This is a genomic window from Paenibacillus sp. FSL K6-0276 (genome assembly GCF_037977235.1).
Taxonomy (GTDB): Bacteria; Bacillota; Bacilli; order Paenibacillales; family Paenibacillaceae; genus Paenibacillus_AQ.
On the sequence record NZ_CP150276.1, the window covers coordinates 2,614,995 to 2,630,131 of the forward strand.

The following is a 15,137-nucleotide window of genomic DNA, read 5'->3' on the forward strand; positions in this document are numbered from 1 at the left end:
ATGGAGTGATGATAAATGGCGACAATTATAAGTTATGGTTCACAGGCAAAAATCCCCTTAGACCCGTTTACTACTGTTACAACGGTTGCAGGGATTCCTGGAGCTGGAGCGGGACTAGCCACAGCGCAAGTAAATATTAGTCCGGCTAATCCAGCCTCTTTCTCCAGTAGAGTCGAGTTAAATGGTAGTTTTAGTCTTACTGCACTTGCTAATAGTCAATTTTTTGTTTTAATCCGACGTGCTGGAGTCGATATTTATAGATCCTTTTTTAGTTTTACTGCAACTAATGATATTCAATTAAATGTTCTGTGGGTGGATGGCCCTTATATTGGAGTCCACAACTATGAATTGGTCATTCAAAATGATAGCAACTTACCTATAAATCTATTTGGACCCATATCATTCACAGCAACTGCTATTGGGGGAGATGGCGTAATTTAAGTTATGGGACAGTTGAATCGATCTGATTTAACTGTCCTTTTTTTCATGGGCGTATAATTAAAACCTCAACTCTCGCGGCATAAATCTCCAAACAAACCCCAACCATTAAGGAAGGGGTTCTTAAAAGAGTGAACTTATGGCTCCTCTTGTTATTTATTTAAAATATTGTCCTCTAACACAGCATATTTATCGCCATACTGCTTAATGATATGTTGTTCTCCCCAATTACATAGAGAAGTCAAAATGTCGCTTAAACTATCACCATACTCACTAAGTTCATATTCCACTTTTGGTGGAACCTGATTGTATACGATTCGGTTGATGATTCCATCGGCCTCTAACTCTCGCAGCTGCTGTGTTAACATTTTTTGAGTAATCCCGGGCATCAACTGTTTTAGTTCCGAAGTGCGTTTTTTGCCATGTGTTAAGTGACAGAGAATCACACATTTCCATTTCCCTCCAATGACTTCGAGTGTGGCCTCAACGGAAATATTGTATTTTTTCTTGATGGTTGTCATGATATCCTCCAATCTATAGGTACTTTTTAGTGCCTATGGTACTTTTAAGTGCGTACTATTGATTATGTCCAATTTTAACTATCATAACATTTATCATTCATTTTTTATAGAATGTTATAATCTTAAAGTGCTCAGCTCCAAAAAAGTTAATACAAATAAAAACCGTTTCTATACCCTCCCCGTCTTAATCTATGAAAGGTTGAGGAGAGGGGGCTAAGGAAGGAAATGACGATGACTAATGCAGAAATGAAGAAAGTAACGATTCTTGATACTCGGTGCGAGACGGATTTTTACGATTCTTTATTGATACATAGAGAACAATTATACAGTATTGCCTATAGCTACTTGCGTAACCGAAACGATGCGCTGGAAGCAATGCAGGAAATGACCTGCCGGGCCTGGATTAAAAGAAAAACATTAAAGGACCCCAAAGCGTTCAAATCATGGATTATTCGGATTCTGATCTATGTCTGTATAGATGAACAAAGACGAAGAAAACGTTCCATGCCGCTGGTAGATGAAAGAATAGGAGAGCAGATTACGCACATTGGCCATCATCGAATGGAAATGCTGTGGGCACTCGAGCAGGTTAAGCCCAAGTATCGCCATGTGCTGCTGTTAAAATACTACAATGATATGACTTTGAGCGAGATCGCTAACATTATGAATAAACCCGAGGGTACGGTTAAGACATGGCAGCATAAAGGACTAAAGCAGTTAAGAACCATCATTAAGAATCGGGGTGATTGGAACCATGAGTAGTCAGGAGGAGCTTGCCTTGTTAATCGATGCTGAACGGATCCCGCAGGAGCAAAAAATGGAGAGTGCGGCCGCACAAATCTATGCCATACAAGCAGGACTCGAACTAGGTAAGAAACGTGGCAAAAAGCTAATATTCGCAAAAAGCGCGATGGCTGTATTGACTGCTGCAGTTATGGTCGCAGGATTACTATTCTTCAATCCATCCCAATTGCTACCACAGCAAGCCACAACAAGTAATGAATTCAGTGACTGGGGCGAGCTGGAATCTTTTAAGAAAGTAGCTTCGTCTGATATAGATGCTCTTACTTTAGAGTCAGCGATCCGTAATGATTACGTGCAGATCGTGAATAAAAGTACTGAGAAAAATGGGTATAAAATCACTCTGAATGCTGTGATCGCTGATGAAAATAAAATCATAATGCTGTATACAGGGACTACAAGCGATGGGCAGGAAATTTACAGCGTGAATAGTGTGTGGCTGACAGATGCTGTATCAGGGCAGAGCATAATAGATGAAAATGGCTATAGAAATGGAATGGGATCACATGCTGAGGATAGTATTTATACATGGCTCGGAAAAACAATATATCCACTAGATAAGAATAAAGCATTTCCAAAAGAGGTGGTTGCTAATTTTCAGATTGCGTCAGTGGACCCAGGAATGCTAGCAAAACCGAAAACGGGAACTAATCTAGCGGACATACGATATTCTGATCGTTTAAAGATAAACTTCACGATTGATTCGAAATTTTGGGAGCAGAAGACAGAGACACTAGTTCTAAATCAACCTTTTATGATGGATGGGCATGAAGTGAATCTTGCACAAGTGGAGCTTTCTCCGTTAAGTATAGTAGTCAAATATACGCTAAGTGAGGATTTAAAAACTAATTGGGAGATCAGGAATGAATTATTTGGAAAGACCCCGAGTGAGCTTACATCGCGGGTTGGGAAGCACGAAGTGGAAAATAATTCGATTGGTGGAAGGGGTAGTGAGGATGGATTTAAAAGCTACTTTAGTAGCAACGTATTGGATCACCCGAAATCCATTCGATTGAAGCTTGATGCGGGATCTGATCGCGAGAATGATGAGTATATTGATATTCTGAAAAAATGAGAAGTAAGAGCTTCGAGCTGAATGTGCAAAAACTGTATCAGAATTCGGAATACAGACGTAAGGCCGCTAATAGCGGCCTTTTGTGTATTTTGAAACAGAATGCAATTTTGATAATACTCTATCACTAAACCTTACGAACCTTGCGGACCGTATTGCAGCTATTTGTGTTTTTTAGACCATTTTGCTGATCTATCGGACTGTATAGCGCTTATTAGTCTATATTCACACTGGAATTGAGCAAATTTGGATGAATAGCTGCATCTGAGTCCGTTCGCACAACGAATTGCCGCGAATCTTCGAAATAAGGGCTCCTGAGTCCGATTCATTGAATGCTTGCCCGTAGAGTGCAGAGTTACCGCCGTCTGAGGCACCTGTTTGATTCGCTAGATCTTCTGTAGTGTAACCTATTACAATATTATAGGCATGTGCATTACCGCTCCGAAGACGAGGCATACGATCTTGAATATCTTTATAGTAGTTGTGATGGAGGGTCACAGAAAGAAGCGCATTATCGCTGCGAATTCTGTTGCGCCTATTAAATGTCCTTTTTTTAAATAATGCTATAATAACTCTTTGAGTGTGCTGAGCTGAATTCTGATCTATATGAACTAGGGGTGATAGATTTGAGCGTAATCCGTATGGAGAACGTAACTAAGAAATATGAGAATACATTGATTTTTCGAGATATTTATTTTCGAGTTAGTAAGGGCGAACGGATTGGGTTAATCGGACGAAATGGTGCGGGGAAGTCTACTGTTTTTAAACTGATGATGGGTAAAGAGGAGCCAACAGCAGGGAAAGTAGAGTTAGATCCCAATGTGAAGATCAGTTATTTCTCTCAATTCTCGGAGCTTTCCGGCTCCTTGTCTGTACAGCAAGAGTTAGAATTGTGCTTTGAGCAGGTAGCGCTTATCGAACAGGAGCTTAACCAAATCGGGGAACAGCTTGGACTAGTGACGGATGATGTACAGATGAATACACTTTTAGAGCGGCAAGCGGCGCTTTTTGAACAAATGGATCATTTGGATGGCTGGAATGTATCCGTCGAAATCAACACTGTCCTGACCAAGTTGGGCTTCAATGAAAGATCACGGCATCAACCAGTCGATGAGTTATCTGGAGGCTGGAGGAACCGTGCAGCACTGGCTAAAGTCTTAATTGAAATGCCCGACGTCGTATTGCTCGATGAGCCAACTAACTTTTTGGATATAGATGGGATCGTATGGTTGGAGCAGTGGCTGCACCGTTTTAATGGGGCAATGATACTGGTCTCACATGATCGGCAATTTATTGACAGGGTAGTCACGCGGACGATTGAAATTGAGAATTATCATTTTCAGGAATATGAAGGCAATTATACCGATTATGTTCGTAAAAAGAAGATGCGCAAAAAGGTGCTCGACCGTCAGTTTGAGTGGGAAGAAGAGCTTCTGCTTATGGAGTCGGAGGCAATTGAAACCCGTGGTAATAAAAAGTCTTCTAAGGATCGACTATCACGTAAGCTAACAGATATGAAAAAGCGTGTGGAGCCTCATCCAGTGAACGTACTGATCACCGATATCTACAGTAATTTACGTTTTCCGGACAAGCTGGGTGAAGTGAAAGGAATTGGACAAAGCTATGATGGTCGGACGATATTCCAGAACATCAGCTTCGATATTCAAAAGGAAGATCGGATAGCTATCGTGGGGCCTAACGGCAGCGGGAAATCGACACTTATTAAGGTATTGACTGGGCAAGAAGAGCCTGAAACGGGTGAAGTAACTTGGGAACGCGGGGTTAGCTATGCTTATTTCAATCAGATGTGGGACGAACTGGATGTTAAGGATACTGTCAGTCATGCTGTAAATGTGTATGGGCTGGGACTCGACGCTCCACGGAAAAAAGTGAACAAATTTCTATCCATGCTGCAATTCTCAGAAATGGATTTAAGCAAAACGATCGGCAGTCTGTCAGGAGGACAACAGGCCAGAGTAGCGTTAGCAAAATGCCTTCTCTCTGGCGCGGCTGTCATTATTTTGGATGAGCCAACGAATCATTTGGATTTGACGAGTATTCAGGTGATGGAGCAGGCGCTCATTCATTTCCCTGGAGCCGTAGTTACCGTCAGTCATGACCGCTTCTTCATCGATAAAATAGCTACCAAAATGCTTACCTTTGACCCTGAAGTAGGGATCACAGAGCAGAATGTCTAGGATTATGCTGGGAGTCGGATGACCACGGTCGTCCCTTCCCTACTTGACTGGTGATTTCAATCCCAAACTGTTCACCAAAATGAAATTGAATACGATCATGAACATTTTTTATACCAATATGAGCTTCATCTAGGGTGTCTGATGGTTGAGAGAGACGGAAACGTAGCTGTTTAAGTTTCTCTTCATCGATGCCAATCCCGTTATCCATAACGATAATTAGCATGTCATCCCCCGATATCATTGAGGATACTTCAAGGAGACCTGGTTCACTTCGACACTCCAGTCCATGGACAATAGATTCTCAACGTTGGGTTGAAGGGAAAAGTGCATGACTTTAACCATTTCGCTATGAGGTTCTAGCTGTTCAACATATTGAATTTTGTCCCCGAAACGTAATTATTGGATCTTTACATACAGCCGGACGTGCTCAAGTTCTTTTCGCAGGGTTACGGTTATCTTTCCGGTCTGGATATGAATCCGAAACAATCTACCTACAATCCCCACCATTTCGCCAATCTCACGCTGTCCATTGATGATGGCTTTCATCTGAATAGATTCAAGTACATTCGCAAGGAAATGCGGATTGATTTGGCTTTTGAGGGCGCCGTACTGGGCTACTTTTTGCTGTGCTTTGGCCATTGAAGATCTCTCAATATAATTTTGGAGGTCTTTCACCATTTTTACGGATTCCATTATACAGAACACCAAACTCATCTTGACGATCACTATACAAATCCACATCAAAGTTTCTCCATCCCCACCAGCTTGACCTTCCGGCAAGTAAATGTACCGGTTATGGACTTATTAAACGGGATATTCCTGGATCAGCTATATTTATTACGCCAACCCTAGATGAAGTGAAAGCAATTGTCTCTGCAAATGCGGACATTGTTGCATTAGATGTTACAAATCGGGAAGGTCGCTTAGAGTCGGGATCGTAGATAACGACGTGAATGTATTAGCATTGACGGAGAAATATCTAGGTTCATGCAAAGATGTGAATGACTTTATTTGTGTTGCGCTTGGAACGGGTGTGGGAGGGGCAATTGTCGTAGATGGACGCCTTGTTCATGGAACTTGGGGTGTGCTGGAGAGTTAGGGCATATGTCTGTAGATTTCAAAGGACCTATTTGCGTTTGTGGAGGAAAAGGCTGCGTAGAACATTATGCGTCAGGCACAAGCATTGCTCGTCGAATGCAGGAGAAACTAATTTTAAACAAGCTGCCATTTGATAACTTAGACTCACGAGACGTAATCGCGAGATGGAGGGAAGGAGACCCTCTAGCTATAGAAGTAATGGAAGAAACAATCGCTGCACTTGGATCTGGTTATTGTTATTGGTGGTGGAGTAGCTGAAGCAGGTGGGTTATTATTCGAAGGAATAAGAAGAGAAGTGACTACGAGAACGATGCCCTCGATACAGAGCAACGTTCGGATTGAAGCAGCCTATCGTGGCAATTCATGTGGAATGATCGGTGCAGGGTTACAGATCTGGGAGTACGGTGTCTCAGTCATTTCTTCTTACACTGAAGGATCCATCGAAATCTCTTGATTAAATAGAATATTTTACCGATAATGTTAAAGGGGATGAGAGTAAAAAGACGACAACGTCTTTTCTTTTGGGTTCCTAATCCGTTTATAAGGAGTGATGATGTTTGAGTACGAACAACACCACATTGAAGTCCGAGAGAGGTCAGTATTCGTAAGGGAAGAACACCTCTCAATGACTACGGGAGGCACTATCGGAAATGATGAATTTAATGAACATGGTACGGGGAACAGAGAACGATCTACCCGCCAAAGAGATGATCAAGTATTGGAATCATGAGCCTGGAACTATGAAGTTAGTGAGGGCTAGCAGTAATTTTATTTATACGTTTCAATGGAATAGTAAGCATTATTATTTAAGGTTTACTCACGAAGAGGATAATACCGCAGAGAATATCCAAGCTGAACTAGATTTTATGATGTATTTATTGGAACAGGGCTATGAGACCGTAGCGCCAGTACGCTCCAAGCAAGGGAATTGGATTGAGACCCTTTCAACTGAAAAAGGCAAATATCACGGGGTTGTTTTTGAACAAGCCCAAGGGGAGTACGTTCCACTTGAAGAGATGTCGGAGCTGCAGTTCCAACATTGGGGTCAAACACTCGCGCGATTGCATAATTTATCCGAAACTTATGCTCCGAGCACGCCCGCGCGTAAAAGCTGGGTCGATTCGCTTCAATTTATTTTATCCGTATTAAGAAGGCACCCAGAGGAGCATAAAGCGCTTAAGGAATACGAACGCATTGAGACATGGCTAAGTGAGCTCACTTTTGGCGTAGGACATACGGGGCTAATCCATTTTGACTTTGAGACAGACAATATCTTTTATATGAAAGAAAAATCACGATTTAGTGCGATTGACTTCGATGACTCTATGTATCACTGGTTTGCGATGGATATCACGTCAGCCTTAAGAGATCTATCCAAGCAGAATGATGAGGAGAGCAAGAGGAACATCGATCTTTTTATTAGTGGTTATAGATCCGTAAAACGGCTGGATGATGAATATATCAGGCTATTACCTGAATTTCAAAGGTTTTCTGACTTATATAGTTTCGCCAGGTTGCTTCGGAGTTTAGAGGAGTTTGACGTTTCTATAAGCCCTGAATGGGCACTACAGCTTAAATCTAAATTGGAAGGCATCTGTGATCGTATTCGGGATGGCTTTCATCCTCATGTCGTGCTGAAGACAATCAAGGAGAATAACTGGTATGCCTGTACTCAATTAGAGGTATCGGAAGAGCAAAAATCTATTTTTCCTGTACCGGTAGTCTATTGGTTGGCAGAATCGGCTTATTGTGGAATGACTCCATTAGCTTTATACGCAGATGAAGAATTGGTAGGCTTCTCAGTATATGCCGTAGATCCTGAGGATGGAAGCTATTGGATTATGGCTTATATGATTGATCACAAAAATCAGAATAGAGGATTCGGTAGAACCGGGATGGATGCCTTGATTCGATATATTAAAGCCGAACATCACTGCGACAAAATCGTTATTGGGCATCGAATAGAGAACGAACGTGCTTCGAACTTATATACATCCCTTGGATTCGTTGAAGTAAGCAGGGATGAGGTTGAAGTTGTACGAGAGTTGGTAGTGTAAAAAGAAAAGGGCCGTTCCAAAAGTGTTTTTTAACTACTTGGGAGCGGCTCTATTCTTGTTATCCTGTAAATGATGCTCCAATTGATGATCCAAGTGAAGCTCTAATTGAATAATTAGGGAATTTCTCCCTGTAATTATGAGATTATTGGTCGCCAGACTTATAATTAGGGAAAATATCCCTTAAATTCGTCTGATTTGATGAAAATCAAAGGGATTAGCCTGATATATAGGGAGAAATTCCCTAATTTCATTCATTATTAGCTAATATCGACTATTTATAGGGAGCTTTTCCTTAATTAGTGTTAATCCCACTCCGCATACAGCACATCACCCACTGCCACACCCAACCTCAAAAGTCTAATGCTTAAGTGAGAACCTATTATGGAATATTCTATAAAAAAGAAGCTGCCTCATAAGTAGCATTCACTACTATTGAGGCACCTCCCTTTATAAATTAGTCCACTCTTGCTCCAAAGAGGAATAGATGATCTCGTTGCACCATTGTTGATTACAGAATCTAGTCTCCCTAAGAACCCCGTCCTTACACATCCCTGCTCTAATCATTACTTTCTCAGATTGCACATTCTCTGCGTTGGCATAAGCAACAACCCTATGTGCATTAAGGGATTTAAAGGCGTATCCTATCAGATTCTTTACGGCTTCAGTTGCATATCCCATTTTCCAATATTCCGGGAGTAGGACCCAACCAATTTCCCATTCTCTGATTTCTTCCCAGTTTAACTTTATACTCACATTACCGATGGGCTTCATATCCTGTTTTGTACATACTGCAAGATCATAATGTTCACGTGGATCGCTTGTAATGTGAGACAAAATCGAAAGGAAGTCATCTTTAATTTGTTGTGCATCAGGTGCAGTGTTCTCATATTTATGGGATAAAGGATTTTGTTCTAGTTCATTATAAAAAGAATTATCACCGCTTGTATAATCTCTTAAAATTAATCTGTCGGTTATTATTTCCACGAATATAACACTCCTAGTCTAAGATTTTGATTGGTCTTCAGTTGCTACCTCGAAATACGACTACATAACCGTCTACATCCTTGATGGCAAACTCTTTCCACTTTTTGTTACCCATTTCTTCGATTTGTGGTTCATATACAATGAAGGCGCCTTTGGATAAAAACTCTTCATATAAAGACTCCACTCCATCAAAGTCTGAATAACTGTAAGTATCCCAGCTAAATGTCGGACCTTTCCAGTCCACGGGATAACGCTTTTTCCATATCGATCACTAATCTCACCTGTAAGGCATTGTTAATGGTTATCTCGGTCGATCACTCCCAATTCAATATTATAAATGGTAGACTCTGTAATGCTTACTCTGTACTTCTTGTAGATCCATGTGATTCCCTTTATTTTTCATAATAATTACACATTATAAAAATATAAGATCACTATCCTTCCATTTTTATCTACTAAAATAGTGGAATTGTGATACAGTAATAGTGGTTTATTTACTAGAGGGGGATTTTGGAAAATGAAAGCTATTAAATGGAGTATTGCAGCAGTACTAGCAGTATCTATGTATGGTCCAATTCATACAGCGAAGGCAGCAGATGCGAATAGCACAAATGTAGTGAACGAACAGTCGATTTCAAGCACGGATGATTTGATTTTTCAAATGGATTATACGGAAATGAACGTTGGGGATAAGGTTCCAGTGCAAATTTATGCAAAAGGGCCTGATGGCTCATCCGAACGCGTACCACTTGCGCAAGCAGATATGGTGATTGAGAAGCCTTACCTATTGCAAAAGCAAGCGGACGGTACAATAAAAGCATTAGCCGTTGGTGAAACAAAAGTAACAGTACGTTCAGGATCAGCTTCCAAAACTTTAAGTGTCTCTATCAGTGCTGACAAGTACATCGATAAAGCTGTAATAATAAGTGGCACGATGTATTTGCCTGTACAATCCGTATTCAAGAGCTTGGGCGCTTCTGTTCAGGCTAATACAGCCACTAAGACATTTAGTATTCGTCTGGGAGATTTGCCGATTCAGCTTCAACTAGGAAGCGATATTGCTATGGTGAATGGTAATAAGGTGAAAATGAATGGTAAAGTGCAGACTGTGGATGGAGTTGCAGTATTCCCTTCGACCCTGTTAAAAACTGCATTGGGAGCAGTGCTGGACTTCACTGGTCCTTATGAGACTATGAATATCTATTTCGGCAAAGCAGAGTTATTTGCACACACGAAAAATACGTTTAATATACTCAAAAAACAGTCTCAAGGAGATCTCGCTAAGCTGATTGGGAAGACCTATTGGTTCAACCAGTTTGACTCCGGCTATAAATTCCAAAAAGCAACGATTGTTGATATTCTAGTGAACGACGATAATGAGTTTGCAATTTCTTTTCAATTGTCATCAGGTAAAGTTGTGAATACTTATTATATGGCATACGATCAGGTTACTTCTGTTCTGGGAACCAAAGAGTATTTCTTTACGTCTGATCCTACCAAAATCTATAAATGGTCTAATGCGATTTGGGCGAAGATCAAGGCGGGTACAATTTCGACAGGGATGACGAAGCAGCAAGTAGAATTAAGCTGGGGCACTCCAATTAATAAATCCAGTCTATCCGGCAGTGGGATTAAAGTGGAAACTTGGCAGTATAGAAATTATAATTACGTTACCTTTACAAATGGTGTTGTTTCTATGATTTATACGAATTAATGTAAGGGAACTATAACTTCATATTAATCAAAGGACGCCTTCAGGTTAATCACCAGGCGTCCTTTTCATATATTCGACCTCTTCGGCATTGTTTTAGTCATAGAGCCTGTCTCTGAAGCATATCTTTTGGGAGAAGCACTTTCAGAACGAAGTGTTGACTATTTGTTGACCGAAATGAGGGGTTTATTCATGGCAAAGTCAAAACGTGGACATGCACTTTGGAATTTACCATCCAAAGGAAGAGGAACTTGCCCGATTTGTCAGAACACGCGTATTAAACTGCTTTATCCCAAGAAAAAAACGGACGGAGCAGTCATCAAGGTCTGTAAGCGTTGTGACAAGGCACCACAGACGAAAGTGGATGCAGTATTGGTGTAAAGAGTAACGCAAGGATGCCTAGTTGCAGCTATATGCATATTGCATGTAGTACAACTAGGCATCCTTATTTTGAAATATAAGAAAGTATAAGTTTCACACTATATTTTATCCTTATATTTCTCGCTTAAACACTTACCGTCCTTATAAGGACGCCGAAGGCGTTTATGCTTGTAATGAGATTATTTTAGCGTACGATGAATGACCTGATCACGTCTAGGTCCCACAGAAACAGTAGAAACACGTATTTCAATAGACGTTTCAATAAAATCCACGTAACTTTTAGCTTGCTCTGGTAGCTCGTCGAAGTTAGTGATATGTGAGATATCGCAGTTCCAGCCAGATAAATGCGTTAATATCGGTTTTGCTGCGTTTAGCTTATTTGTTGCTGGAAACTTGTCGGTGATTTCCCCATTTTCAAGCTCATAGGCAACGCAAACCGGAATCTCATCTAAATAGCCAAGAACATCCAGATTGGTTAACACAACTTCCGTTGCACCTTGCATCAAGCAACCATAACGTGTAGCTACCGCATCAAACCAGCCCATACGTCTAGGACGACCGGTTGTTGCTCCAAATTCCCCAGCATCGCCACCTCGTGTACGAAGTTCATCCGCTATAGGGCCTTCTAATTCAGATACAAAAGGTCCGGCACCTACACAGCTGGAATATGCCTTCGTTACAGTAATGACATTCGTGATGGCAGCCGCAGGAAGACCTGCGCCGACAGGTGCATATCCGGCAAGTGTCGATGATGAGGTAGAGTAAGGATAAATACCGTGATCAGGATCACGCAAAGCGCCTAATTGTCCTTCAAGCAAAATCGTTTCTCCTTTTGCATAAGCCTCTTGCAGTATTTCTGTTGTATTGGCTACGTATGGTACCAATTGTGCAGCTTCCTTTTGCAACTGAGCCATTAATTCCGAGACTTGGATAGGGGCTTTCTTATATAAATGCTCCAGCAATACATTTTTTGAAGCAAGTAATTGTTCGAGACGTTTCTCAAGTTGGACGGGATCAAACAAATCCGCTACCTGTATGCCGAGCTTCGCATATTTATCCGAGTAGAATGGTGCTATACCTCGCTTGGTTGAACCGAACCCTTGTGACCCAAGTCGTTCCTCTTCCAGCTCATCAAACAAACGATGGATCGAGAGTACGATTTGAGCACGCTCAGATACGTACAACTTCGGCTTTGGAACCCCTCTATCTGCTAATGCTTGTAATTCTTTTACTAATACTTCTGTATCAAGAGCTGTTCCTGGTCCAATAATGTTTGTAACTGAAGGGTAAAACACACCAGAAGGCAGCATATGAAGTGAGAATTTTCCATACTGGTTAATGATGGTATGCCCAGCATTACTTCCACCTTGAAAACGAACTACATAGGATGATTGAGCGGCTAGTACATCTGTCATCTTTCCTTTGCCTTCGTCTCCCCAGTTAGCTCCTACAATTGCGATTACGGTCACACGATTACCTCCCAAGCTTGTGATTGGCTACAGATCTAAGTATAATGCTAGATATAACATTAGAAAAATTGATATATGTAATATCTATTATAAGGTGAGGTAATGACTTGGGAATGGACATCAATTTGGAATGGTATCGCTCTTTTTATTGGGTAGCACAAACAGGCAGCTTAACTGCGGCAGCAGAACGACTGAATATCACACAACCAGCAGTGAGTCACACGATTAAGCAATTGGAAGAAAAGATGGGCGGCCCCTTATTTTTTCGCACCTCTAGAGGGGTGGATCTAACGACGGAAGGCAAAGTACTGCTTCGGTTTATTGAGCAAGCCTTTCAGAATGTGGAGATGGGTGAGCGAGCAATTGCTGAAATGAACAACTTGAATAGCGGGGAGATTCATATCGGAGCTAGTGATACCCTCTGCAAATATTACTTGTTGTCTTATCTTGAGCAATATCACGAACAATACCCCAATGTCCGTATTCATATTACGAATCGAACAACACCGGAAACGCTCGCCCTATTAAAAGAAGGAAAAATCGATTTCGGCATCGTAAGCTTACCGGCATCTGACAAACAGATCGAATTTCGCAAGAGTACACGGCTCCAAGATTGCCTTGTAGGTGGCAAAGGTTTCCGTCATCTGGCGGACAAGACAATGCCGATTTCAGACATTCAGCAGTACCCATTGTTATTCCTAGAACCGGGAGGCAGCACAAGAAAGTATATTGATGGGTTTCTTGCCTCCAATCATGTGACAATAACACCAGAGTTTGAACTAGGCAGTGTAGATCTTCTTGTTCAGTTCGCTTTGCGTGGCTTTGGCCTTGCTTTTGTTATTCGTGATTATGTTACGGAAGAATTAAAAAGTGGCGAACTTGTAGAAATCCCTTTAGATCCGCCGTTTCCAGAGCGTAATATAGGGATAGCGACTCTTCGGGGGGTTCCACTCTCTGCTGCATCAAAGTCCTTTCTAACCTTATTGGATTAAAACAAAATCAGGTGCAGAAACATACACATGAGGAGGAGGCTAAGCTATGAGTGGTATGCTTGGTCGGCTACGCAAGGGATATGGGAAAAAGCTGCGATCACTTCACACCTGGAACGGCTGGATCGTCGTGATATTGGCCTTGACGGGGCTTGTGCTAGTAGGTGGTTTCTGGCGAGGTTTCCTTGGTGAAGGCAGAGTATGGATTAAAGGCTTGCATATTGTGATAGGAATCGCATCTATCTTTCCAGTTATCTATTATCTTCTGCTGGCAAGTAAACATTGGAAACAGCTAAAGGAGAAACCTTGGCAGCGTTTCAATGTACTTGTCGTGCTCTTCTTGTTGCTCGGTTGGTTCGTTTCAGGAGTGTTGTTGTGGCAGTTCCGTAGGGTGGGACCGCATGTATCTAACTTTGCTTTGATCATTCATGATGTATTGACATGGGCGGGTCTGCCTTACATTATCTATCACTCGCTGACTCGTGTGAAATGGCTGAAGGAGCCGAATCGCCGGACTATAAAGAATGGGAGTGAGTTGAGCACCAATTCGACACATCAGGATACACCACAGCCGGTCTATACACGTAGAGCGTTCATTCGGGGGACGATCGGCGTAGGGCTTGCCATTACAATCGGTCCGTCATTTATAAAATGGCTCGGCGGCTCGATTGGAAATATCGGTGGTAGTGAAACGATCGATAAATTAATCGAGAATAATCGCAATCAATTGTTACCTGCACCCCAGCCGCTATCTGCATCGTCACCGCCACTTGGAGGTGGGGCGCAGGGGCAATTCCGAGTCTATACAGTAACCCCCATTCCGGAGTTCACGAACGATAATTGGTCCTTTAAGGTAGATGGACTTGTTGATCAGAGCTTTACGTGGAATTGGGAGCAATTCGTTCAATTACAACGGACGGTTCAAGTGAGTGATTTTCACTGTGTGACAGGTTGGTCCGTCTACAAGAATACCTGGGAGGGCATCAAGCTGAAGGATCTTCTACAACAGGCTGGTGTGAAGTCCACAGCAAAGACGGTGAAATTCTACTCAGGGGATGGGGTATATACAGATACTCTTACGCTGGAGCAAGCGGATATGGACGATGTTATGGTCGCGGTCATGCATGATGGGAAACCGATACCTAGCGATCTCGGCGGACCCGTTCGGCTAATTGTACCGAAAATGTTCGCTTACAAGTCAGTGAAGTGGCTGAATCGGATCGAATTGATCGAGGGAGAGCATACGGGATACTGGGAGCAACGTGGATATTCGAATGACGCTTGGGTATAAATAAGTTTTTTTACCTTAATGGGCTTTGCGCCTGTTAAGGTTTTTTTGTGATTACGGACGTAATAACAGAAAAACTTCCATATATATAGAAGTGAATTAGAGCTGCTGTATATATGATCTACGCAAT

General features: G+C 41.8%; 18 protein-coding genes. 12 read left to right on the forward strand and 6 right to left on the reverse strand.

Features of this window, described 5'->3' with window-relative positions; genetic code table 11:
* The first annotated feature begins 15 nt into the window (after positions 1–15).
* On the forward strand, positions 16–441 hold the full coding sequence (locus MHH52_RS12065; RefSeq protein WP_340008813.1) for a hypothetical protein: 426 nt from the start codon (positions 16–18) through the stop codon (positions 439–441).
* 149 nt (positions 442–590) lie between these two features.
* Here the strand turns inward: MHH52_RS12065 and MHH52_RS12070 are convergent, their stop codons facing one another.
* A complete protein-coding gene (locus MHH52_RS12070) occupies positions 591–959 on the reverse strand; it encodes a winged helix-turn-helix transcriptional regulator (RefSeq protein ID WP_042187569.1) in 369 nt (122 codons plus the stop codon).
* Positions 960–1,184: 225 nt separating this feature from the next.
* On the opposite strand from MHH52_RS12070, the gene MHH52_RS12075 reads away from it, so the two are divergent.
* The 3 genes from MHH52_RS12075 to MHH52_RS12085 all read left to right on the forward strand — a co-directional run bounded on the left by MHH52_RS12075 (position 1,185) and on the right by MHH52_RS12085 (position 5,030).
* A complete protein-coding gene (locus MHH52_RS12075) occupies positions 1,185–1,721 on the forward strand; it encodes a sigma-70 family RNA polymerase sigma factor (protein ID WP_340008815.1) in 537 nt (178 codons plus the stop codon).
* Positions 1,714–2,835: a DUF4179 domain-containing protein gene (locus MHH52_RS12080; RefSeq protein ID WP_340008817.1), complete on the forward strand. Its 1,122-nt coding sequence runs from the start codon at positions 1,714–1,716 to the stop codon at positions 2,833–2,835. Before MHH52_RS12075 ends, MHH52_RS12080 begins: the two co-directional genes overlap by 8 nt.
* A gap of 623 nt (positions 2,836–3,458) precedes the next feature.
* Complete coding sequence (locus tag MHH52_RS12085) at positions 3,459–5,030, forward strand: ABC-F family ATP-binding cassette domain-containing protein (protein WP_340008819.1); 1,572 nt, start codon at positions 3,459–3,461, stop codon at positions 5,028–5,030.
* On the opposite strand, the gene MHH52_RS12090 is transcribed toward MHH52_RS12085, so the two are convergent.
* Complete coding sequence (locus MHH52_RS12090; protein ID WP_340008821.1) at positions 5,011–5,253, reverse strand: hypothetical protein; 243 nt, start codon at positions 5,251–5,253, stop codon at positions 5,011–5,013. The genes MHH52_RS12085 and MHH52_RS12090 overlap by 20 nt on opposite strands.
* A gap of 173 nt (positions 5,254–5,426) precedes the next feature.
* Positions 5,427–5,723, reverse strand: coding sequence for a histidine kinase (locus MHH52_RS12095; RefSeq protein ID WP_340008823.1), 297 nt, complete (start codon positions 5,721–5,723; stop codon positions 5,427–5,429).
* 110 nt (positions 5,724–5,833) lie between these two features.
* Between MHH52_RS12095 and MHH52_RS12100 the strand changes: the two genes are divergently transcribed.
* The 4 genes from MHH52_RS12100 (at position 5,834) to MHH52_RS12115 (ending at position 8,185) form a co-directional block, all read left to right on the forward strand.
* Positions 5,834–5,971 carry a hypothetical protein gene (locus tag MHH52_RS12100; protein ID WP_340009608.1) on the forward strand — a complete coding sequence of 46 codons (138 nt, stop codon included), beginning with the start codon at positions 5,834–5,836 and terminating at the stop codon, positions 5,969–5,971.
* 8 nt (positions 5,972–5,979) lie between these two features.
* Complete coding sequence (locus MHH52_RS12105) at positions 5,980–6,129, forward strand: ROK family protein (protein ID WP_340008825.1); 150 nt, start codon at positions 5,980–5,982, stop codon at positions 6,127–6,129.
* 219 nt (positions 6,130–6,348) lie between these two features.
* Positions 6,349–6,582 carry an ROK family protein gene (locus MHH52_RS12110; protein WP_340008827.1) on the forward strand — a complete coding sequence of 78 codons (234 nt, stop codon included), beginning with the start codon at positions 6,349–6,351 and terminating at the stop codon, positions 6,580–6,582.
* Positions 6,583–6,778: 196 nt separating this feature from the next.
* Positions 6,779–8,185, forward strand: a complete 1,407-nt coding sequence (locus MHH52_RS12115; RefSeq protein ID WP_340008829.1) for a GNAT family N-acetyltransferase — start codon at positions 6,779–6,781, stop codon at positions 8,183–8,185.
* Positions 8,186–8,632: 447 nt separating this feature from the next.
* Here MHH52_RS12115 and MHH52_RS12120 read toward each other — a convergent pair whose 3' ends face one another.
* Both MHH52_RS12120 and MHH52_RS12125 read right to left on the reverse strand, forming a co-directional pair.
* Complete coding sequence (locus MHH52_RS12120; RefSeq protein ID WP_340008831.1) at positions 8,633–9,169, reverse strand: GNAT family protein; 537 nt, start codon at positions 9,167–9,169, stop codon at positions 8,633–8,635.
* A gap of 37 nt (positions 9,170–9,206) precedes the next feature.
* Positions 9,207–9,413, reverse strand: coding sequence for a hypothetical protein (locus tag MHH52_RS12125; RefSeq protein WP_340008833.1), 207 nt, complete (start codon positions 9,411–9,413; stop codon positions 9,207–9,209).
* Positions 9,414–9,686: 273 nt separating this feature from the next.
* On the opposite strand from MHH52_RS12125, the gene MHH52_RS12130 reads away from it, so the two are divergent.
* Both MHH52_RS12130 and MHH52_RS12135 read left to right on the forward strand, forming a co-directional pair.
* Positions 9,687–10,883: a stalk domain-containing protein gene (locus tag MHH52_RS12130; protein WP_340008835.1), complete on the forward strand. Its 1,197-nt coding sequence runs from the start codon at positions 9,687–9,689 to the stop codon at positions 10,881–10,883.
* Positions 10,884–11,072: 189 nt separating this feature from the next.
* On the forward strand, positions 11,073–11,261 hold the full coding sequence (locus MHH52_RS12135) for a hypothetical protein (protein WP_313638373.1): 189 nt from the start codon (positions 11,073–11,075) through the stop codon (positions 11,259–11,261).
* 179 nt (positions 11,262–11,440) lie between these two features.
* Here the strand turns inward: MHH52_RS12135 and MHH52_RS12140 are convergent, their stop codons facing one another.
* Positions 11,441–12,730, reverse strand: a complete 1,290-nt coding sequence (locus tag MHH52_RS12140; protein WP_340008837.1) for an adenylosuccinate synthase — start codon at positions 12,728–12,730, stop codon at positions 11,441–11,443.
* 113 nt (positions 12,731–12,843) lie between these two features.
* Here MHH52_RS12140 and MHH52_RS12145 point away from each other — a divergent pair, with 113 nt between their 5' ends.
* Positions 12,844–13,722 carry a LysR family transcriptional regulator gene (locus MHH52_RS12145; protein WP_340008839.1) on the forward strand — a complete coding sequence of 293 codons (879 nt, stop codon included), beginning with the start codon at positions 12,844–12,846 and terminating at the stop codon, positions 13,720–13,722.
* A 46-nt stretch (positions 13,723–13,768) separates the two neighbouring features.
* Positions 13,769–15,010 (forward strand): molybdopterin-dependent oxidoreductase, encoded by a 1,242-nt coding sequence (locus MHH52_RS12150; RefSeq protein WP_340008841.1) that lies wholly within the window; start codon positions 13,769–13,771, stop codon positions 15,008–15,010.
* The last annotated feature ends 127 nt before the right edge of the window (positions 15,011–15,137 follow it).